This is a genomic window from Tatumella ptyseos (assembly GCF_030552895.1).
In the GTDB taxonomy this organism is placed as follows: Bacteria; Pseudomonadota; Gammaproteobacteria; order Enterobacterales; family Enterobacteriaceae; genus Rosenbergiella; species Rosenbergiella ptyseos_A.
In genome coordinates this window covers 2,147,216-2,168,859 of sequence record NZ_CP130649.1, presented here as the reverse complement: position 1 = coordinate 2,168,859, position 21,644 = coordinate 2,147,216, and the positions used below count along the sequence as shown (strand labels likewise).

Annotated in this window: 15 protein-coding genes; 11 read left to right on the top strand and 4 right to left on the bottom strand. The window is 45.6% G+C overall.

The annotated features are described in order from the left end of the window. Window positions 1-11: 11 nt before the first annotated feature. From hisS to der, 4 genes are all read left to right on the top strand, one after another. Window positions 12-1,292: a histidine--tRNA ligase gene (gene hisS, locus QJR74_RS10305; protein WP_304371783.1), complete on the top strand. Its 1,281-nt coding sequence runs from the start codon at window positions 12-14 to the stop codon at window positions 1,290-1,292. Window positions 1,293-1,330: 38 nt separating this feature from the next. After that, window positions 1,331-1,954: a YfgM family protein gene (locus tag QJR74_RS10300; RefSeq protein WP_304371782.1), complete on the top strand. Its 624-nt coding sequence runs from the start codon at window positions 1,331-1,333 to the stop codon at window positions 1,952-1,954. Between the two features lie 16 nt (window positions 1,955-1,970). Next, window positions 1,971-3,152: an outer membrane protein assembly factor BamB gene (gene bamB, locus QJR74_RS10295; RefSeq protein WP_304371781.1), complete on the top strand. Its 1,182-nt coding sequence runs from the start codon at window positions 1,971-1,973 to the stop codon at window positions 3,150-3,152. Window positions 3,153-3,305: 153 nt separating this feature from the next. Next, complete coding sequence (gene der / locus QJR74_RS10290) at window positions 3,306-4,790, top strand: ribosome biogenesis GTPase Der (protein WP_099824658.1); 1,485 nt, start codon at window positions 3,306-3,308, stop codon at window positions 4,788-4,790. A gap of 31 nt (window positions 4,791-4,821) precedes the next feature. Here der and xseA read toward each other — a convergent pair whose 3' ends face one another. Beyond that, window positions 4,822-6,201, bottom strand: coding sequence for an exodeoxyribonuclease VII large subunit (xseA, locus tag QJR74_RS10285; RefSeq protein ID WP_304371780.1), 1,380 nt, complete (start codon window positions 6,199-6,201; stop codon window positions 4,822-4,824). A 168-nt stretch (window positions 6,202-6,369) separates the two neighbouring features. On the opposite strand from xseA, the gene guaB reads away from it, so the two are divergent. From guaB to QJR74_RS10260, 4 genes are all read left to right on the top strand, one after another. Beyond that, window positions 6,370-7,836, top strand: coding sequence for an IMP dehydrogenase (guaB, locus tag QJR74_RS10280; protein WP_241626832.1), 1,467 nt, complete (start codon window positions 6,370-6,372; stop codon window positions 7,834-7,836). A 70-nt stretch (window positions 7,837-7,906) separates the two neighbouring features. After that, window positions 7,907-9,487: a glutamine-hydrolyzing GMP synthase gene (guaA, locus tag QJR74_RS10275; RefSeq protein ID WP_304371779.1), complete on the top strand. Its 1,581-nt coding sequence runs from the start codon at window positions 7,907-7,909 to the stop codon at window positions 9,485-9,487. Between the two features lie 191 nt (window positions 9,488-9,678). Then, window positions 9,679-10,125, top strand: coding sequence for a hypothetical protein (locus tag QJR74_RS10270; protein ID WP_304371778.1), 447 nt, complete (start codon window positions 9,679-9,681; stop codon window positions 10,123-10,125). A gap of 277 nt (window positions 10,126-10,402) precedes the next feature. Continuing rightward, on the top strand, window positions 10,403-12,553 hold the full coding sequence (locus QJR74_RS10260) for an SEC-C metal-binding domain-containing protein (RefSeq protein WP_304371777.1): 2,151 nt from the start codon (window positions 10,403-10,405) through the stop codon (window positions 12,551-12,553). Between the two features lie 447 nt (window positions 12,554-13,000). On the opposite strand, the gene QJR74_RS10255 is transcribed toward QJR74_RS10260, so the two are convergent. Both QJR74_RS10255 and QJR74_RS10250 read right to left on the bottom strand, forming a co-directional pair. After that, window positions 13,001-13,558, bottom strand: a complete 558-nt coding sequence (locus QJR74_RS10255) for a hypothetical protein (RefSeq protein WP_304371776.1) — start codon at window positions 13,556-13,558, stop codon at window positions 13,001-13,003. A 242-nt stretch (window positions 13,559-13,800) separates the two neighbouring features. After that, window positions 13,801-14,649, bottom strand: coding sequence for an FRG domain-containing protein (locus tag QJR74_RS10250; protein WP_304371775.1), 849 nt, complete (start codon window positions 14,647-14,649; stop codon window positions 13,801-13,803). Window positions 14,650-15,251: 602 nt separating this feature from the next. Between QJR74_RS10250 and QJR74_RS10245 the strand changes: the two genes are divergently transcribed. Beyond that, a complete protein-coding gene (locus QJR74_RS10245) occupies window positions 15,252-17,588 on the top strand; it encodes a YecA family protein (RefSeq protein WP_304371774.1) in 2,337 nt (778 codons plus the stop codon). Window positions 17,589-18,291: 703 nt separating this feature from the next. Beyond that, window positions 18,292-19,122, top strand: a complete 831-nt coding sequence (locus QJR74_RS10240) for an alpha/beta fold hydrolase (protein WP_304371773.1) — start codon at window positions 18,292-18,294, stop codon at window positions 19,120-19,122. Between the two features lie 51 nt (window positions 19,123-19,173). Here QJR74_RS10240 and QJR74_RS10235 read toward each other — a convergent pair whose 3' ends face one another. Beyond that, window positions 19,174-20,112: a LysR family transcriptional regulator gene (locus QJR74_RS10235; RefSeq protein ID WP_304371772.1), complete on the bottom strand. Its 939-nt coding sequence runs from the start codon at window positions 20,110-20,112 to the stop codon at window positions 19,174-19,176. A gap of 252 nt (window positions 20,113-20,364) precedes the next feature. Between QJR74_RS10235 and QJR74_RS10230 the strand changes: the two genes are divergently transcribed. Beyond that, window positions 20,365-21,537, top strand: a complete 1,173-nt coding sequence (locus QJR74_RS10230) for an MFS transporter (RefSeq protein WP_304371771.1) — start codon at window positions 20,365-20,367, stop codon at window positions 21,535-21,537. Window positions 21,538-21,644: the final 107 nt, after the last annotated feature.

Sequence of the window (21,644 nt, the reverse complement as noted above, 5' to 3'; positions counted from 1 at the left end):
GAGATTGTAACGTGGCGAAAAATATTCAAGCGATACGTGGAATGAACGACTACCTGCCAGTCGATACTGCAGTCTGGCAGCGCATCGAACAGAGTCTGAAACAAGTTCTGGCAGGCTACGGCTTCAGTGAAATTCGTCTGCCCATTGTAGAACAGACGCCATTGTTCAAACGCGCCATTGGTGAAGTGACCGATGTGGTTGAAAAAGAGATGTATACCTTTGATGATCGTAACGGTGAAAGCTTAACGTTACGTCCTGAAGGAACTGCGGGGTGTGTTCGTGCGGGAATCGAGCATGGTCTGCTCTATAACCAAGAGCAACGTCTTTGGTATATGGGACCGATGTTCCGTTATGAACGTCCGCAAAAAGGTCGTTATCGTCAATTCTTCCAGCTGGGTGCGGAAGTTTTTGGCTTAACAGGTCCAGATATTGATGCAGAGCTGATCATGATGACCGCTCGCTGGTGGAAAGTGTTAGGTATCGCTGAACATGTAGAGCTTGAGCTTAACTCGATCGGTTCATTAGAAGCTCGCGCTGCCTATCGCGAAGCACTGGTGGCCTTTTTAGAACAGCATAAAGACGTATTGGATGAAGACTGCCTACGTCGCATGTATACCAATCCATTACGCGTGCTCGATAGTAAAAACCCAGACGTTCAAGCGCTACTGAATGATGCCCCTAAATTACACGATTATCTTGATGAAGAATCTCGCGAGCATTTCGCGGGCGTCTGCCAATTCTTAGACGACGCAGGCATTAATTATCGTATTAACCAACGCCTTGTACGTGGATTAGATTATTACAATCGCACTGTTTTCGAATGGGTGACGAGTAGCCTTGGTGCACAAGGTACTGTCTGTGCAGGCGGGCGTTACGACGGACTCGTCGAGCAGTTAGGCGGACGTGCGACACCTGCCGTCGGTTTTGCGATGGGTCTGGAGCGTTTGGTACTGCTTGTACAATCTGTCGTCCCAGACTTTGAACCAGTTAACAAAGTCGATGTCTACGTCATATCATCGGGTCAAGGTGTGCAATCTGCAGCAATGCAACTTGCCGAAACGCTCCGTGATCAAGCGCCTAGCTTGAAAATTATGACTAATTTTGGTGGCGGAAACTTCAAGAAGCAATTTGCTCGTGCAGATAAAAATGGTGCGAAAGTCGCATTAGTACTGGGTGAAGATGAAGTCAACAACGGGCAAGTGGTGATTAAAGACTTAGCTCGTGGCGAACAGAAGTTAGTCAGTTCTCAGGATGTACTGGCCGAATTACAGGCGGCGCTTCTCGCCGAGTAAGCGCGTGGCAGGTAGAGAGTTATACAGGAGTAGGACGGGTGGAAGTTTATAACAACGACAATCAACGTGATCAAACTGAAGCAGTTAAACAGTTTTTTGCAAACAATGGAAAGGCTCTTGCGGTCGGAGCAGTGATTGGGATTGCCGCATTGGTGGGATGGCGTTTTTGGGTTAACCATCAACAAAATAATGCTTTAGCGTCATCGGACCGTTATCAACAACTGACATCAACGTTGAAGGCGGATGATTCTGCGTCAATTCAGGCACTCGCCAGCTTTGTCGATCATGATAAAACCAGTTATGGTGCTTTGGCATCACTGACGTTGGCCAAGACCTATGTAGATAAGAATGACCTGCAGAATGCAGAGAAAATCTTAGAGCAAGGTCTACAAGACTCCTCAGACCAAAGCTTACAAGCGGTGATTCGTCTACGTCTTGCTCGGGTGCAATCTGAGCTAAAAAATCCTGATGCAGCCTTAAAGACTTTAGATGCGGTAAAAGGGGATAACTGGACCGGCCTTGCCGCGGATATTCGTGGCGACATCCTGTTAAATAAAGGCGATAAGCAGGGCGCAGCCGCTGCGTGGCGTCAAGGGATAAAATCAGAGGTATCACCTGCAGTGAAGCAGATGATGCAAACTAAATTGAATAATTTTAGCTAAGCCAGTGAGAGAGCGCATGGAATTACGTAAATACCTGCTGCCGGCAATCATTTCGGCCACTCTATTAAGTGGTTGTTCGCTGTTCAGTGGTGAAGAGGACGTCGTGAAAATGGCCCCTCTACCAAAAGTACAGAATCAATTTACTCCGTCTACAACTTGGAGCACTTCGGTTGGTGATGGTGTTGGAAACTACTACTCTAACCTGCACCCTGCTTGGCAAGAGGGTACCGTCTATGCTGCTGACCGACATGGTACGGTTAAAGCCTTAGATGCGACGAGTGGTAAAGAGAAATGGTCGATCGACCTGTCTGAAAAACAAGGCTTCTTCTCCAGTAACCTGTCAGCCCTACTGTCTGGCGGTATCACCGTTGATGGCTCAACCTTATACATCGGTAGCGAGCGTGGCGCAGTCTATGCGTTGAACGCTGCGGATGGGAAAACGTTGTGGAAGACTCAAGTTACTGGAGAAGCGATGTCGCGGCCAGTGGTCAGCGACGGCTTAGTCCTTATTCACCAAAGTAACGGTATCTTACAGGCGCTGGACCAACAATCTGGTGCTATCAAGTGGTCAGTCAACCTTGATATTCCTTCGCTATCATTGCGCGGCGAATCAGCACCCGCTGTAGCTTACGGCGGAGCGATTGTTGGCGGTGATAACGGACGTGTGAGTGCGGTTATCCTGAATCAAGGTCAAATCATCTGGCAGCAGCGTATTTCGCAGCCAAGTGGCGCGACGGAAATCGATCGTCTTAATGACGTAGATACGACACCAATCATTGTTAATAACGTGGTCTATGCCTTAGCGTACAATGGCAGCTTAACAGCAATGGACTTACGTTCTGGTCAAGTGATCTGGAAGCGTGATGTGGGCGGCGTGAAAAACATCATCGTTGAAGGGACTAATATTTACTTAGTCGACCAAGACGACCGTGTGATTGCGCTGAATACGGATGGCGGTGTCGCGATCTGGCGTCAAAGTGAATTACTGCATCGTAACTTAACCTCACCTGTCCTATTCGACGGTTACTTAGTGGTAGGGGATAGTGAAGGCTATCTACACTGGATTAATACCGCTGACGGACGCTTTGTTTCCCAGCAAAAAGTCGACAGCTCAGGCTTCCAAACTGATCCGGTTGTCGCGGGCAGCAAATTGCTGATTCAGGCGAAAGGCGGCGAGGTTTACTCTATCTCGCGTTAAACATCCTCAGCAATTTCGCTTAGGTGTGTTATATTGCACGGCTCCTGTTCTACAGGAGCCGTTTATTTTTTATGGTAAGCCACTTTTATTGGATTAAGCGTGCTTGCGAATAAAAGTTGGGTTAGCAGATTTATTTTGTCATGAGGCTTTATTATGGTACCTGTGGTCGCGCTGGTTGGGCGCCCGAATGTTGGAAAGTCAACATTATTCAATCGGTTAACTCGCACACGTGATGCGCTGGTTGCGGACTTTCCCGGTCTGACGCGCGATCGCAAGTACGGGCGAGCTGAAGTTGAAGGTCGCGAGTTCATTTGTATCGATACCGGTGGTATTGATGGCACCGAAGAAGGTGTTGAAACGCGGATGGCGGCACAATCGTTATTAGCGATTGAAGAGGCAGATGTCGTCCTATTTATGGTGGATGCCCGTGCCGGCGTGATGCCTGCGGATGAGCAAATCGCTCAGCATTTACGTTCACGTGAAAAAGCGACCTTTTTAGTCGCCAACAAAACCGATGGTTTGGATGCCGATGCGGCAATCAGTGATTTCTGGTCACTGGGCATGGGCGAAATCCATGCTATCGCAGCATCGCATGGTCGTGGCGTGACATCGCTATTAGAAACAGCGTTGTTCCCGTGGATGGATAAGAAAGAAGAACAAGCACCGCTGACTGAAGAAGAAGAAAACGCCGCGTATTGGGCCGATCTGGAAGCGGAAGAGCTGGAACAACTCGAAGAAGAAGAAGAGTTTGACCCAACGACGTTGCCGATCAAATTAGCCATTGTTGGTCGTCCTAACGTGGGTAAATCGACCCTCACCAACCGTATTTTAGGTGAAGACCGGGTTGTTGTGTATGACATGCCTGGCACCACACGTGATAGCGTCTATATTCCGATGGAACGTGACGAGCGTGACTATGTCTTGATCGATACTGCCGGTGTGCGTAAGCGCGGTAAAGTGCATGATGCGGTCGAGAAATTCTCAGTCATCAAAACGCTGCAAGCGATTGAAGATGCTAACGTCGTACTGTTAGTAATCGATGCGCGGGAAGGGATCTCTGACCAAGACTTGTCACTATTAGGTTTTATTCTTAACAGTGGGCGTTCATTAGTAATCGTCGTGAATAAGTGGGATGGCCTGTCTCAAGAAGTCAGAGATGAAATCAAAGAAGCGCTGGATTACCGTTTAGGCTTTATCGATTTCGCCCGCGTCCACTTTATCTCTGCGTTACACGGTAGTGGTGTCGGTAACTTATTTGAATCCATTACTGAAGCTTACGATAGTTCTACTAAGCGCGTTAATACGGCGATGCTGACGCGTATCATGCATATGGCGCAGGACGATCATCAACCGCCTCTGGTACGTGGTCGCCGCGTTAAACTGAAGTTCGCGCATGCGGGGGGATATAACCCACCTATCGTAGTGATCCACGGTAACCAAGTGAAGGATTTACCGGATTCTTATAAACGTTATTTGATGAACTATTATCGTCGGACGTTGAATGTGATGGGAACGCCAATCCGTATTCAATTTAAAGAGGGTGAGAACCCCTTCGCTGGCAAACGTAACCTACTTACGCCAACGCAACAGCGTAAACGTAAGCGTTTAATGGCGCATATGAAGAAGAATAAGCGTTGATAAAAAGGGCCACCAAGAGTGGCCCTTTTTATTAGGTAGAAGAGGTTTTTTTCGCGCTGGAACGACGGGTTTTCTTAAGATTGAGGACTTCACTTTCTGCCCAGCCATCTTCTAAGCGGGTACGAAGTTTATCACCCACCCGCAGATCTTTCGTTTTACGTACGACCTCACCTTGTGCACCGGTGGTAACACTATAACCGCGCGCTAGCGTTCCGAGTGGGCTCACGGCTTCCAACTGTACCGCAAGATTTCCAAAGCGTTGCTTACGTTGTTCAACCTGTTGCCGTAGGGCAATCTGTAAACGGTAACGTTGTTGAGCAAGAGATTGTTGATGCTGAGCAATTTTTGCTGAGGGTAAGTGGCGGTTTAAACGACGAGTTAATCCATCATAACCTTGTTGCGCGCGCTGTAGTTGGCGGTGTAAGGCATCTTGCATACGACGCTGTTGCTGCTGTAGCTGAGACTGTTGGCGTACGAGCCGTAACTGTGGATGCTGCTGCGTCAGGCGATGGGTAAGCGCCGTTAAGCGTTGCTGCTGACCGGTATGATAATAGTCGAACGCCATTTCTAACCGTTGTTGTTGACCTTGTAATTGCCGCACAAGTTCGACTTGGTTACGACTCACCATCTCCGCGGCGGCAGAAGGGGTCGGGGCGCGTAAGTCGGCGACAAAATCAGCGATAGTGACATCCGTTTCGTGACCTACGGCGCTCACAACTGGGATTTCGCTCTGAGCAATGGCACGTGCCACGCTTTCTTCATTAAAACACCATAAGTCTTCTAAGGAGCCTCCCCCTCGGCCTACAATCAATACATCACACTCTTTGCGTTGATTGGCGAGGAGGATGGCGTTAACGAGGGCGGCAGTGGCCTCTTTGCCTTGTACCGCTGTGGGATATATCACGACGGGAAGCGCCGGATCTCGTCGACGTAGGACATGTAAAATATCATGTAACGCCGCACCAGAGGGGGAAGTGATCACACCAACCCGCGTAGCCGGAACTGGCAGCGGACGTTTGCGGGATTGCGCGAATAGTCCTTCGTTATCCAGTTTACGCTTCAAGGCTTGGAATTGCTGCTGTAACAATCCTTCACCAGCCGGATGCATCGACTCAACAATTAACTGATAGTCCCCTCGCGGATCATACAGCGTCACCGAGGCTCGGACCAAAATTTGCATACCATTTTGAGGTTGGAACGTGACGCGTTGGTTACTACCGCGAAACATCGCGCAGCGGACTTGAGCGGCATCATCTTTTAAGGTGAAGTACCAGTGCCCTGATGAGGGGCGGCTAAAGTTCGAGACTTCGGCACTTAGCCAGATGCGGCCGAGTTGCTTTTCCAGAAGCTGTCGCACGCTACCGTTTAGCTGAGCGACGGAATAAATTGTGCTGTTTTCTGTCGGTAACATGTGATCAAGATCAAATTTTAAATCAGAGGGTTAAGGCGTAATACTAACCTTCTCTAGGCGACTATCAAGTTTTTTCGATAAATAAAGCTGGAGCGAAGGGCAATGCGCCTGTATAATGCATCGGCAATATTTTATCCGTTCTCACTAACCTTAGGTTGAGATATTGCCATGCTACGAATTGCAAAAGAAGCCCTCACGTTCGACGATGTTTTACTGGTTCCTGCCCACTCTACAGTGCTGCCTAACACGGCTTCGCTGACTACTCAATTGACGAAAAACATTCGCCTGAATATCCCAATGCTGTCCGCAGCAATGGATACCGTGACCGAAGCCCGTTTAGCAATTGCGCTGGCTCAAGAAGGCGGTTTAGGTTTTATTCATAAAAACATGACCATCGAACGCCAAGCGGAAGAAGTGCGTAAGGTGAAAAAATACGAAAGCGGTATCGTCACGGATCCCCAAACTGTATTACCTACCACCACGCTACGCGAAGTGAAAGAGTTAACCGAAATTAATGGTTTCGCGGGTTATCCGGTAGTTAACGCACAGAATGAGTTAGTAGGTATTATTACTGGCCGTGATGTGCGTTTTGTCACCGATCTTAATCAAGCGGTTAGCACCTTCATGACCCCGAAAGAGCGTTTGGTCACGGTGAAAGAAGGCGATGCGCGCGAAATCGTCCTGCAAAAAATGCACGAAAACCGTGTCGAAAAAGCCTTAGTGGTAGACGATGCCTTCCACCTTCGCGGCATGATTACCGTTAAGGATTTCCAAAAAGCAGAGCGTAAGCCTAATGCTTGTAAAGACTCTCAAGGTCGTTTACGCGTTGGCGCGGCAGTTGGTGCCGGTGCAGGTAACGAAGAACGTGTCGATGCATTAGTCGCTGCGGGCGTTGACGTCTTACTGATTGACTCTTCACATGGTCACTCAGAAGGTGTTTTACAACGTATTCGTGAAACTCGTGCGAAATACCCTGATTTAGAAATTATTGGCGGCAACGTCGCGACCGCAGCAGGTGCTAAAGCCCTTGCTGACGCTGGCGTGAGTGCCGTTAAAGTCGGGATTGGCCCAGGCTCAATCTGTACTACGCGTATCGTCACCGGCGTTGGTGTTCCACAAATTACTGCGGTATCTGATGCTGTCGCAGCACTTGAAGGCACGGGTATCCCTGTTGTTGCAGATGGCGGGATCCGTTTCTCCGGTGATATCGCTAAAGCGATCGCCGCGGGCGCTGCAGCCGTGATGGTAGGTTCCATGTTAGCGGGTACTGATGAGTCCCCAGGCGAAATCGAACTTTATCAAGGGCGTTCTTATAAATCCTACCGTGGTATGGGCTCGTTAGGTGCGATGTCTAAAGGTTCTTCTGACCGTTACTTCCAAACCGATAACGCTGCAGATAAATTAGTGCCAGAAGGGATTGAAGGTCGCGTTGCCTATAAAGGTCATCTTAAAGAGATTATCCATCAGCAGATGGGTGGCCTACGTTCATGCATGGGCTTAACCGGCTGTGCAACCATTGATGATTTACGGACCAAAGCAGAATTTGTCCGTATCAGTGGTGCAGGAATCTCGGAAAGTCACGTCCACGATGTTACTATTACCAAAGAAGCACCAAATTATCGTATGGGGTCATAATCCCGATTGATTTTGCGCCCGGCGATTGCCGGGCGCGTCATTTCATAACGCTATCGCCTGGAAAATTTTAATGACGACAGAAAATATTCATAAACACCGTATTCTGATCCTCGACTTTGGTTCCCAGTATACGCAGCTGGTCGCACGTCGTGTGCGCGAGCTGGGCGTGTACTGTGAATTGTGGGCTTGGGATGTGACCGAAGCACAAATCCGCGAATTTAATCCGAACGGTATTATTTTATCGGGTGGTCCGGAGAGTACGACGGAAAATAACAGCCCACGCGCACCAGAATATGTGTTTACTGCCGGCGTTCCGGTATTAGGTGTCTGCTATGGTATGCAAACCATGGCTATGCAGTTAGGGGGCCAAGTTCAAGGTTCCAACGAGCGTGAGTTCGGCTATGCACAAGTCGAAGTGGTTGCAGACAGCGCATTAGTCCGCGATATCAAAGACAGCCTTACCGAGCAGGGGGCACCGATTCTGGATGTCTGGATGAGCCACGGCGATAAAGTCACCGCCATCCCATCGGACTTTACCACAGTAGCCAGTACTGAAACCTGTCCGTTTGCGATCATGGCGAACGAGGAGAAGCGTTTCTACGGTGTACAGTTCCACCCAGAAGTAACTCATACCCGTCAAGGCCAGCAGCTACTTGAGCGCTTCGTGCGTGATATCTGCCAATGTGAGGCCCTGTGGACGCCTGCTAAAATCATCGACGATGCCGTCGAGCGCCTGCGTCAACAAGTGGGCAACGATAAAGTGATCCTTGGCCTGTCTGGTGGCGTTGACTCCTCGGTGACGGCACTGTTACTGCATCGCGCCATTGGCGAGCGCTTAACTTGCGTTTTCGTCGACAACGGACTGCTACGTTTAAACGAAGCGGAACAAGTGATGGAGATGTTTGGTGATCGTTTCGGTTTGAACATCATCCACGTCGAAGCGGAAAAACGTTTCCTCGACGCCCTAGCAGGCATCGATGAGCCTGAAGCTAAGCGTAAAACCATTGGTCGCGTTTTCGTTGAAGTCTTCGATGAAGAAGCCTTAAAGCTCGAAGATGTGAAGTGGTTAGCGCAAGGGACTATCTACCCAGACGTTATCGAATCTGCTGCCTCAGCAACTGGTAAAGCACACGTGATTAAATCACACCACAACGTGGGTGGCTTACCGAAAGAGATGAAGATGGGACTGGTTGAGCCGCTGAAAGAGCTGTTCAAAGATGAAGTTCGTAAAATTGGTTTGGAATTAGGCCTGCCGTTCGAAATGCTTTATCGTCACCCATTCCCAGGCCCAGGCCTTGGTGTACGTGTACTGGGTGAAGTGAAGAAAGAGTATTGCGATCTGCTACGTCGCGCCGATGCTATCTTTATCGAAGAGCTGCACAAAGCTAAACTCTACGACAAAGTTAGCCAAGCCTTCACCGTCTTCTTACCTGTACGTTCAGTCGGTGTAATGGGTGATGGTCGTAAATATGACTGGGTAGTCTCTCTGCGCGCAGTAGAAACTATCGATTTTATGACCGCACATTGGGCACATCTGCCATACGATTTCTTAGGCCGTGTTTCTAACCGTATTATCAACGAAGTAAACGGTATTTCCCGTGTCGTTTATGATATCAGTGGTAAACCGCCTGCGACGATTGAGTGGGAATGATTTTCCAACAGGAGACGTCTCGCAGTAACAGGCAGTAAATCATATCTAAGTCCGCGTAAACGCGGGCTTTTTTTGTTTTTGGTATAGTTATTTTTGGCAATGTCAGGCAACGCCAAGCATGGTTTGACCGTGGTATTTTGATTGGTATGATTCATTGGTAATGCCATGGATTAAGCCCGATACCATGCTGAGTGTTTTCACACGACGATTTCGCAGATATTTTTGACGGCAACAGCACTTTATTCTTTAACGCCATAAGCTCTGCCATCGAGGAACTTCTCGATCTTGAAGAATTTCACTATGAGAATAGCTTTGTATGGGAGGACGAAACTCGTGGGCTTCAGGAAGTCATGTCTTCGATGGACGAGTTCTTCGATAAAGTTTGGTACAACCGCCATATGAACATGGTATATCACCTAGATAATGGTGATATAGAGGTAGTCCCCGCTGGCAAAAAACGCTACGGCAATGATGTGATTCACGAAGATATACTCGACCAAGCAAAAATTGCAGCTCAACGTGTCAGGGATAAATATGAAGATACTGGGCCTTGGAGCGACCTTGAATGGGGGGATCAATGGGAAGCTCTCTGCCCTGCGATGGGTCTAGGGGATGAGTGGGACATGCTTGATACGTAAATAAGGATGATATTGCTTCTACCCATAAAAATATGTGTCGATACCGTTCGACCAAGATGATTCGTTAGATTAAAGACAGATCACATGACGAAGCTATGGCGGTATTTTTCCGTGCCAACCCAAATTATGTTAATGAACTGTTAGATGAAGTTAGGCTTAGCGGGGATTCAGCATAGCTTACCATTTTTGTTCGACAGATAACTGCTGCAAACTTGAACAACGAGTATGATGGGAGAAGAAAACGTTCTTCCATGATGTAAATAATTTTGGGGGGAATATGGAAAAACCGAGAGACGAAGCCCATATTTTTGAGGATTTGTCAGCATTAGCTTGTTCACCGGGATATGTTCATGCGATTGCGCAAATTTGTAATCGCGATAACGTCATTCATATCAAGGGAACGCTAAAGCCATCTGACATGGATCGATTGTTCAGTGGTGAGCGCCTTATACGGACGGAGCTTACGACATTGCTTGGTCTCATGGTAAAAGGACCTTTGGACCTAACCAAGCATCCGAAAGCTATAATTGATGGCTATGTCCAGCGTACTGATACGCTTATGCGGGAGCTTCACAACGCAATGTCCTATCCAATCTTCGCTTCTATGTTTGAAGCGATGAAGCAGGGAGAGGAGCCTCCAAACCCTTGGCATGGACCAGGGATGCGAGAACCAATCTTTTACGGTACAGAATCAGCTTATGCTTTCCAGTATAGAGACCTAGTGCCAGAAAAGTTTGGAGCGGATGATGAATGGCTGCTTAAAAACAAAGGCTTCACTTCTGGTCAGGCGCGCACCATAGCGAAGACAATGTGCACTTTGATGGATGATAAGGGAACGAAACTTCTCGCGGATATTCTAGCAGATGAAGGTTCTCTAACGACTTGGTTGCCAGTATTCGAGTTCTCGCTAGACGAAGTGGTATTCCACAGTGGTATTGAGGCAAATATAGTTCAAGCCTTCTTTTCTGCATTTCTCTTTTCAGGGCATAACGATAGGTTTGAGGAGGTTGGGGATTTTAATGAGGTCTCTGCCCGACCGCTCATACCTACCGGGCATGGAACTGTGCTTCTATTTTCACATTACTCTATTTACGAGGCATTATACGAATCTCCATTCTTTTGGATGTGGGAAGACAAGGCATATCGCCCGATAGCTGCTGAGCATCGCGGAGCTTTTACTGAACAAATTGCTGCACGCCGCCTATCTAAAGTCTTCGGCAGTGAACATGTTCATGCGAATGTAAACCTATATCATGGTAAAGATATTGTTGCTGAGGTTGATGTTCTTGTCATATACGGAGATCGACTCATCGTTTTGCAGGCTAAAGCTAAAAAGCTAACTATCGCAGCACGCAAAGGCAACGATAATCAGCTAAAGGCCGACTTCGCTGCCGCCATTCAGGATTCGTATGATCAGGGTTGGGTGTGTGCGAATGAACTGCTTGCTGGAGGATGCCGGTTGGTGGATGACAACAAGAAAGATTTAGCTCTTCCGACTAGCATCAAAGATATCTTTTTGTTCAGCCTTGTGTCGGAGCACTATCCCGCACTTGCCTTTCAGGCAAGTCAGTCACTGAAATTCCAGACCACCAATGTCATCCGCCCTCCATTCGTAATGGACGTTTTCCTCTTGGATACGTTGACGGAAATGCTGGCAACGCCATTGCGTTTTCTTAGCTATGTGAAATTAAGAGTGGCTATATCTGATAAGTTGATGAGTGGGCACGAGCTAACCGTGCTTGGCTATCATCTTAAGCAGAATCTCTGGCTAGATGAAAATTACGACCTAGTGATGCTTGAAGATTCTATAGCACAAGATTTAGATGCGGCGATGTTAGTGCGCAGAGATAATCTTCAAGGTGATTATACCCCAGCAGGCATACTCACGAAAATGCGAGAAACACGTTATGAGGATTTGATTAAAGAAATAGAGAATAGAGCAGACCCGGCAATACTTGAACTCGGGTTCCACTTGCTTTCAATGAATGAAGATGCTTGTAGAAATGTTCACCGCATACTTGAAACTATCATGAGGAAAGCTCAGTTCGATGGTAAGAGGCATGATGTTACTCTGGCCTCAAGCACTCCACCTTGTGGAGTCAGCTTTCACTGTAATCCAAGGGCATCTCATGAAGCGGTTGCTGTGTTAGAAGCTCACTGTGCAAAACGCAAGTATCAGCAACATGCAGCTCAATGGTTTGGCGTTTCTGTAAGTCCGAATGGGCAAGTCCAGTTCGGCGTGACGTTGGATTACCCATGGGTGGTGTCTAAAGAAATGGAACGACTTACTGATGACATGAAGCCGGCATCTAGAATAATTGATGCTCTTCCTCAATTTTTACGAGAAGGTAGGCGGATGAAGCTTGCGCGAAATGAACCGTGTCACTGTGGAAGTGGAATCAAGTACAAAAAATGCTGTTTAAATTAGGTTGGTAGGATGTGAATTTTTAATTTTTAATTTTTATTAATTGCTATTTTATTTTTGACTATTTTCATTTAAATTTTATTTTATTGTTGATGCTTTTGGTGATGTGATTTTTCATTAAAATTAGCTTGGTTGTGATAGGCAGTGCAATACATCTTGGTTTGCGTGTTCTCGTTTTTTTGGGGACTTCAGGTATGGCTAAAAGTTTCGCACGAGCTTTTTTCTTATTCTTGATTAATGTCTTTTATATCATGAATTAAATGAAATTTATTATTGTGAATTATTTAGCCTGCCAATTCACGAAGAATTTTGAATATATTTTCACGCTCTTTGTGATTTGATTGGCTTAAAGTTATGAGGTGTAAAAACAGTCTTTGTAATGGTGAAGAGGACTGACAAGATACATGTCGATATATTTTGTCAGTTGCTGTGATGCATTGTCAATATAGATTAGGAGTACCTCATTATAGAAATGACGTTAAAGTTACAATAAAAATTAATCTGAATAATTACTTGTTTGAACTCATCTTCTTTTGGTGATTTGTAATTAAATATTTCAGGGTTATCACCTTCAGAGGGCACGTTAGTTAAAAAATTATCGACCATTTGACCAAGGTTTTGAATTTTATTGTTAACATCAACACTATCTTCATTTGATAAATATACCAAGCCACTAGTAATAAATTGAATGTCACGAATGAATGTTTCTCTAAATTTATGGTAATACAGAGCGTGGGAAATATGTTTAATTGCAGATTCAAATCGCTCACGATCCATTTCTATGGCGGTGGTATGAATAATTTCACCATCCTGTGCTTTTAAGATAACAGGCGTGCTTTTTTTGGTGAATTCTATAAATACATGGGGGGACCGATTTATCGCTCTCATGATTTTTGTGCTGAATTGCTTCTGAGTAAGTGCATTTGAAATAATATTTACAGCTAAGAAAAACAATAAATACATATCATCTATTGATTTTTGCGTATTATGCTGCTCACAAGAAGGCACAGTTATAAGGTTTTTTTATAATCCTCTCCATCAGGAATGTCTTTTTTTTCAGGGAATATACATTTTGAAGGAACATGCTCATTTGTAGTTCCTTCAGAATCACACATATAGCACTTTTTCATACGACCTCTTTTGTTAATGACATCGAAAACAGTAGCGCTAAGTACGATGTCGTAACATATAAATAATTTAAAAATACCAAGCTGAATTGTTGAGCGTCCATTTTTTTACTTTGTCAATAATTAAGCACCCACTGAATGAACAACGCCAATTACTTTATCGCGAGGGTCAAATGTAACTCCAGATTGTAGGAGTATTTTGTAACCATTATCATAAAATGCTGGAGGGAACAAGGAGTGAATGCCTACAGTGTGCCCATTTCCTAACCAGTTAAATGCCTTTTCTAGCGGGATTCTTACAATGCCTCTTATTTGTTGAGAATAATCTAATGGACGCCCTTTACCCTCAGAACCTTTACAACGAAACAATAAACCATGCTGGGCATGCGGTCTTAAGAAATATGATGGGGCAGCTATTCTTAAATCAACTAACTCAGTATTTGGACCATGCCAATATCCAGGTTTAGCCTTCGTGCGATAATCTAAATCTGCACCTATAAGATAAATATATGCATATTTATTATTATCATTAATTATTCTCTTTTGAAAATGTATGAAATGACCATCTCGAGTACACTTTGCCTCATAGCATGCAAACCATAATGCAACCCAAATGTTATCAACGATATCAAGCCAAGTCGTTTGCAATCCATAATGTTGTAACAGCGGTTCGGCTGCATAATTACCAAATCTAGAAAATATATTACATGCTTCGCGATATTCATTTATCTTGGCATTCATCCTGGTTTCACGATTATATTTTGCAGAGTCGGAATCAATACTTCGATACAAGGAGGGGCGTAAGTTCGGATACATAAATCCTTGCCCTCTAAAATAAATACCTTCAAGCGAATTATGTTTTAAGTAGCCAGCAGCCATTATTAAGGCGTGAGACTCTTCTACATCTAAGATTTTAAAGTTATTTTCATGTATCCATCTCGAACCGACAATATTAACATTTTCAAATGCCATTGGTAATCCTATTGTTAGTAGCAGTGTTTTTTAGCAGCTGCAATATATTTTGGAAATACATACTAAATCCTTGTTATGCTAAGGAGCCTTCAATTCCACTTCAAACATATTGCAGAGCATCTCCATATAAACATAAATACACAACTAGATTCATAATCTGCTATTGGGCATAGTAGGTCAAGGACTTGTAAAAAAAGAGGTCAAGAAGCTGGAACCATATGATATCGGGGGAGCCGTAAGTTGGCTTTTTAGTAACAAAAGTTAGTGCAACTTACTTTGACTCGATATTGGGATAAATTTTTAAGCTCTTATGACATGCAAGACTTGAGATTGCGTGGTGCTAGGCTATGAATGCATAAGCACTCTTGCTCAACGAGGCTTACAGCCTGTTATTAGGGAAGAATCGCCACGGATAATTCCAACAAAAATTATCCCCTAAAGTTAGTGCTCGAAACCTCAATGTAACCAGATTAAGGACAATATATAAGAAAGTTGATTATCGTGAACAGCGTAAAGCCAAGATGTAGGACTGAGCTGATATTATTTACGAGTAGGCATTCTGGTACTCGAAAGATCAGTAGTTCAAAACAGGGTGATAAAAAATGAATATGGAAGAAGATCTAAAGAGGGAAGCAACTTCTTTATTGAAGGATATGGAGTCCATTGCTGCCCGAATGCGTGAGTTGATTGTAAAAATGCCTCCGCATGACCTGCTTGGATACATCTATGCTCAGCACATGATGAAAACAATGGGAAACCAAATTGGGAGCGAAAAGCAAGTTCAAGAGGATGGTCCCGATGACTTGTTTAATGAAATCCAGTTTTTACTGGAGTATGTTCACGCTGTTCTAGCATCTGATGCCGCACCTGCGGATATGGAATTCGACGAAGCACGTTGCGCTGAGCTGTTTGAACTTGGCCGAAAACTAAGAGACCAGGCCATGTTCTTTGCTATGTTCACCTCCGCTGATACCAGAGATGGCATCTTCGGTCCTAACACGGCCGACATTGAATTCCGTGCGAAATCCACTTGGGTCATGATCCGTGGGAATCGTTACCAAGTTTTGGAAGGCGAGTTTTATCGATATGTTCTGGCACCTCATAATGATGTTTTGGAGGAGGTGTACGGTGTTGGTGCAACCGATATTGCAGAAGGCTTTCAGGCTATGGCCGACGCCACTCGTACCGGGCACGCCAACGCAATTATGGAGATGAAGAAGCAGTTTGAGGCGGCAAAGGCCTTTTCGATAGAGCAAGGTAAGTCTATGGAAGACGGTATGGAGTCATGGGTTGCTGAACATGAGGAGCAGTCCAAAGCGGCACGAGGGGCGATGGAGGATATGCTTCGCGGTGGTATTGCCAATGTAAGCCGTCACACGAAGTTGCCACTGACATTGCTAGCAGACTTGTCATACCAGCGAGGAGAAGATACTGACTTCTTCGCCGCGGGTGATTTTAAGGGGACACCCTTTCGGACACTGCCAGCACGTAAGAAACCTCTAATTCAGCTTGGGCCGGACTACTACGCAGTAGATCCCTGTTTTGCTCGCGATGCGGGGTATCGTGCGCTCCTATTTAACCTCCTTCAGCGAAAGCCGGATTACAATAAGGTCTTTAAAGATCGGCAGAAAATAATGAGCGAAGCAGCCTTTGCCGACATTCTCTATGCCCAGCTTCCGGGAGCCACAGTTCTCCAGGAGGTTTACTACAAGGATCCTGATAGCAAGCAGTGGTCCGAAAACGATACTCTAATCCTGGTCGATGATGTGCTGTTACTAGTTGAGGCCAAGGCTGGTGCAGCTGCCACCATTGCATCACCGGCGCTTGATTTTGGCCGCCATGCTCAATCAGTACAGGACTTAGTACTCAAGGCATATAAACAATGTGCGCGCTTCTTTAATTATATGAATTCGGCGGATGAAGTGTCCCTCTATCACCTCGTGGATGGCAAATACGAAGAGTGCTGCCGTGTGCGTCGCTCTGACTACAGGGTGATGGTTCCTATCGGTTTAACCGTCGAGTCATTCGCGCCTTTTTCCACGTATTGTAAGGAGCTACCGCAGGTTGAGCCTCTGCTTGGAAAGTATGCTTTTATTTCACTGTCCATCGACGATTTGTTTGTGCTCAAGCGACTCCTACCCACGCCCGGCGAGTTCATGCACTACATGGAAGTGCGGCAAGCTGTGGCTGGGATACGTGGAGCTCATATCTTCGACGAGTTCGATCACTTGGGTGCTTATCTTAAGAAGAATCGTTTCGATCAGGATATTGTCGAGCAGCTGAAGGAAGAGAAAGCGAACATGCTTGTCTGGGATGGCATGAGTGACATCGTTGACAGGGCCTTTGAAGGTGAAGAGTGGGAAAATAAGCCGTTCCCAAGTCAGAACTTCCCGGAAGAGGTTCTGAAGCTGCTTGGAGCACTCGATAGCACCCGAGCTAGCGGTTGGCTTTCAGCAGAGAGTCATATCCGTGACCTAGGAGAGGAAGGGCGGAATAATCTGGCCAAGATGCTGACCGATCTTCGCAAAACACTGATTCAGCATCCCGTTCGTTACTTTGTTCTGGGTGGGGACGGTGTGCCGTTCTTCGTATGGCTTCAACGGTATGGCCATCCAATTGACTGGACTAAGGTGAACAATAAGGCCAGCGCAGGTGCGTTGAGCATCAAGGCTACTAACATCATTGGCGTTGTGGCTGAAGTTAGTGCCGATGGTACTTATGTCCAGGCGCGGTCTTTCAAAGTTTACATACCGACAGAGCAAACGGCAGAAAACGTCCACATTTATGAAGACGCGGCGAGAATGACCAATCCTGTACGTATGGTCAATCTCGAACAGGAAAAACAAGCCTCCCTTGGTCGCAAGAGCAAAAAGATTGGCCGTAATGTCCCTTGTCCATGCGGCAGTGGCATGAAATACAAGAGATGTCATGGTCGGTAAAATGTGCCAGCACGGGTGGCTAGAATCTACTAAGAAGTTCAAATGGATGTTGTGCGTAATTTATATAACTAGCTGATTTTTATGTTTAATTAAAGATTAAACTCATGTTATGCGAGAATCTTCTCAGCATGATCCTGAGCTGAATAAACGTCGATGAGCAGAAAAAATAAAAAAATCTCCGCATGGTATAGATTGTGGTATCGAGCAAGATAGACGTTATAACTAACTGTTATTTAATCTTATTTTTCTTTCATTGATAATTGAGTGGGAATGATTTAACGTCTAGCAATAGCTATGTAAAAGCAATAAACACCTCTAAGCCCGCGTCATTGCGGGCTTTTTTTGTTTTCTGCCCGGTGTTTTCTAGCAACGATTAGTAGTAACAAATGCGGTTTTTAATGCAATAAATAATTGGAAAGGTCTGCCGCAGTTGACGATATCAGAAAATGGGGGCGTTTGGGGGGAAGCGCAAAACTATTGAACGAGTCTAAAGCGTTTCGACTTCCAGAGTGCTAACTGGTCCATGGGGATAATAATATTTGAATATCGTAATAGAACTGAGAGCGTTCCTAAAATAGTTGAGTGATGCGAATACATCGAGTTAGCGCTCACTACTAGACTGTCAGGCTATAGCTTAAGTTGAATGTTCTATACTGTATTTACTACTGCATTCACGATAATTCTTCAAGTATAGTGAGGTTATATGAGCTATATAACGACCCATGATGGTGTAGAGATTTTCTATAAAGATTGGGGACCAAAAGACGGAAAAGTCATTTATTTCCATCATGGGTGGCCACTCAGTAGCGATGATTGGGATTCACAAATGCTCTTCTTCGTGAATAAAGGTTTCCGTGTTATCGCCCATGATAGACGTGGACATGGCCGCTCAAGTCAGGTTTACGATGGCCACGATATGGACCATTACGCCGATGATGTTGCTGTAGTAGTCAAACATCTTGGGGTTCAAGGTGCTGTGCACGTTGGCCACTCAACCGGCGGTGGTGAAGTCGTACGTTATATTGCTAGGCATAGTGAGGATAAGGTCTCAAAGGCTGTTTTAATTAGCGCGGTCCCACCGCTAATGGTCAAGACTGACAGAAACCCTCAAGGCCTTGATAAATCTGTTTTTGATGGTATGCAAGAGCAATTATTAGCAAATCGTAGTCAGTTTTACTACGATGTCCCAGCTGGCCCGTTTTATGGGTTTAATAAAGAAGGTGTTACACCTTCTGAGGCAGTCATCTATAATTGGTGGCGTCAAGGTATGATGGGGGGGGCTAAAGCTCAATATGATGGCATAGTGGCGTTCTCTCAGACTGATTTCACTGAAGACCTTAAAAGAATTTCAATTCCTGTACTAGTTATACATGGTGATGATGATCAAATTGTCCCTTACGATATTTCAGGTAAGTTGTCTGCAGCTTTAGTCAAAAATGGAAAACTTCTTACTTATCAGGGGGCTCCACACGGTATCCCTACTACTCATGCGGAACAAGTCAATAAAGATCTCTTAAACTTTATTAATAGCTGATGTTGTAAACCGCATTTATAAAAAAAGCCTCTCAAACATTGAGTGGCTTTTTCACGACAAAAGTTCTTTATTTTCAGCTATCAGACCCTCTAGAAAATCCACCACCGCTCTGACCCGACGTGACTTCGCCAAATCTGAATGAATTGCCAGCCAGATAGGCTGGTCACAACCGACATCTTGCTGCACACAGAGCAAATTTCTTTTTTTAGCAATAAAATGAGGAAGTACTGCCAACCCAATTCCAGCTTCCGCAGCACTGATTTGTGCCGATAAACTGGTCGTCGTCAGGCGATGAGGCCTACCTTTTACTCTTTTTGTTAACCATTGCGCGGCGGGTAAGTGTTGCTGCATCTCTGACCAACCGATGAAATCGTCATGTTCGAAGGAGGGGAGAGAAGTACCGGGATTTTGTCGGGCCGTTAAATAGGCGTGCGAAGTGTAAAGCCCGAACCCTAGTAACCCAAGTTGACGAATACTCACATTACCGCGCTCTGGTCTTACCATTCTTAAGGCAATATCCGCATCACGCCGATGTAGGTTAGTGGTGGATACACTGGTGACGATCTCCAGCGTCAACATAGGGTGATCGGCGATAAGTTTCGGTAAAGCTGGGGTAATCAGATAATCCGCCAACCCTTGGGCGGTCGCTAAGCGCACGTGACCCTTCACGTGATCGTGATTACGATATGCTGCCTCAGCAAATGCCATGCCGGCTTGCTCTAACGCTTCAGCTGGAGAAATAAGGTCCCGACCCTCGTCGGTGAGGGTATAGCCCTGTTGGTCGCGAGTGAATAGACGAATTTGCAGTGATGATTCTAAGCGCTCCAAACGACGAGATATCGTGGCAATGCCCACAGTCAATTGTTTTGCCGCGCCACTTAAGGTGCCTTCTCTGGCAATGGCAAGAAACACTCGAGTATCTTCCCAATTAATAGACGACCGATTTTTTACCTTTCCATTTTCGGAAAGTTGATTTGGTTTTTTGTGCATAGATATCCCTTTTTACGGAAAATATACTGTTTATCTCACGATTAACCAAGAGATAACCACTATGCAAAATTATGTATTAGGAAAGGGGCGTCAGATCGTTTCCGATTTGAGGACGAGGCAGATAACGTACCTAGTCAATAATTCAGAGACCGCACACGTCATGCTGACGATAGAGCGGGTAGCCCAGGCCTTACCAGGATTTCAGGCGTTCAGGGAACACTATTCAACTGAAGATTTGCAGGGGATTGTTCTATGAGCCCGGCAAATTCTACCACTTGGCGTGAGTGGGTAGCTGTTTTTATGCTAGGTATCGCTTCATTTACGGTGGTCACTTCTGAACTCGCGCCAATAGGGATGTTGTCTGCCATAGCCCAAGCATTGCATCAGAAGACGAGTACGGCGGGAGTCTTGGTGACCTTGTATGCTTGGGTGGGAGCTGCTGCCGCGTTAGTTTCCGTGACGATGATTAGTCATTTACCGCGCAGACCATTGTTAGTCGGAATAATGTTAGTATTGGGCCTATCGAATGGCGTAGCAGCAATGAGTCATCACTTTAATTTGTTGTTAATAGCCAGACTGATTGGTGCCCTCGCTCATGGGGCATTCTGGGCCGTCATTGGGTCCTTAGGTGCTAAGTTGGTCTCAGATAGTCATGTAGGCAAAGCGACTGCGATTGTCTTTGGCGGAGTATCTATCGCGAGTGTTTTAGGGGTTCCGCTGATAAATTGGATCAGTGCGCATGCTGACTGGCGTTGGTCATTTTCGCTTTTAGCGAGTCTATCTATTATTACCGCGATAATGCTGGCGATAAGCCTACCCGCAGTATCGGGTACAGCTCCGATAGAAAGAAGACAACTCTTATCGGTAGTTAAAAATCCGAGACTAAGAATTGTCTACCTGATTGCCGGTTGCAGTATTGTCGCGCACTTTGCTGCCTACACTTTTATCGAGACGCTTCTCTCATCAGTATTTGCCCTGCCAGAGACATGGATTACTATTTATCTACTCATATTTGGTATTGCAGGAGTGATAGGTAATATTATTTGTGGGGTATTCATCGATAACCACTTGAGGAAAGTGCTTGGCGTTGGATTGTTGTTGGTAGGTTTTTGCTTACTAATGATTAGCTTTCCAATGTTCCATAACAAAGCCAGCATATTACTCCTTTTGGCAGGCTGGGGCCTTGGTGTAGCGATATTATTTGTAGGCTTTCAGACCTGGATTTTACGAGTAGCAAAGGAAGATGCTCTACCTGCCTCAGCGATTTATGCTGCCATATTCAATGGGGCTGTGGGCTTAGGGGCTATAATAGGTACAGGAGTTTTAGCGCATTGGAGCCTGAGTATACTTTACACTTTAACTTCGATAATAACGTTGATAAGCCTAATTTTACTCTGTATAGCTCGTAAAAGATTAACGTTATAAGTAACAGAAACAGATCTCAATACATTGAGTTTACCGTACAAGGCTGAGAGCTAATAGAGTGTATGGTGCATAATTCTGCGAAGAGATTTTAATCAGGTACTTTGTAT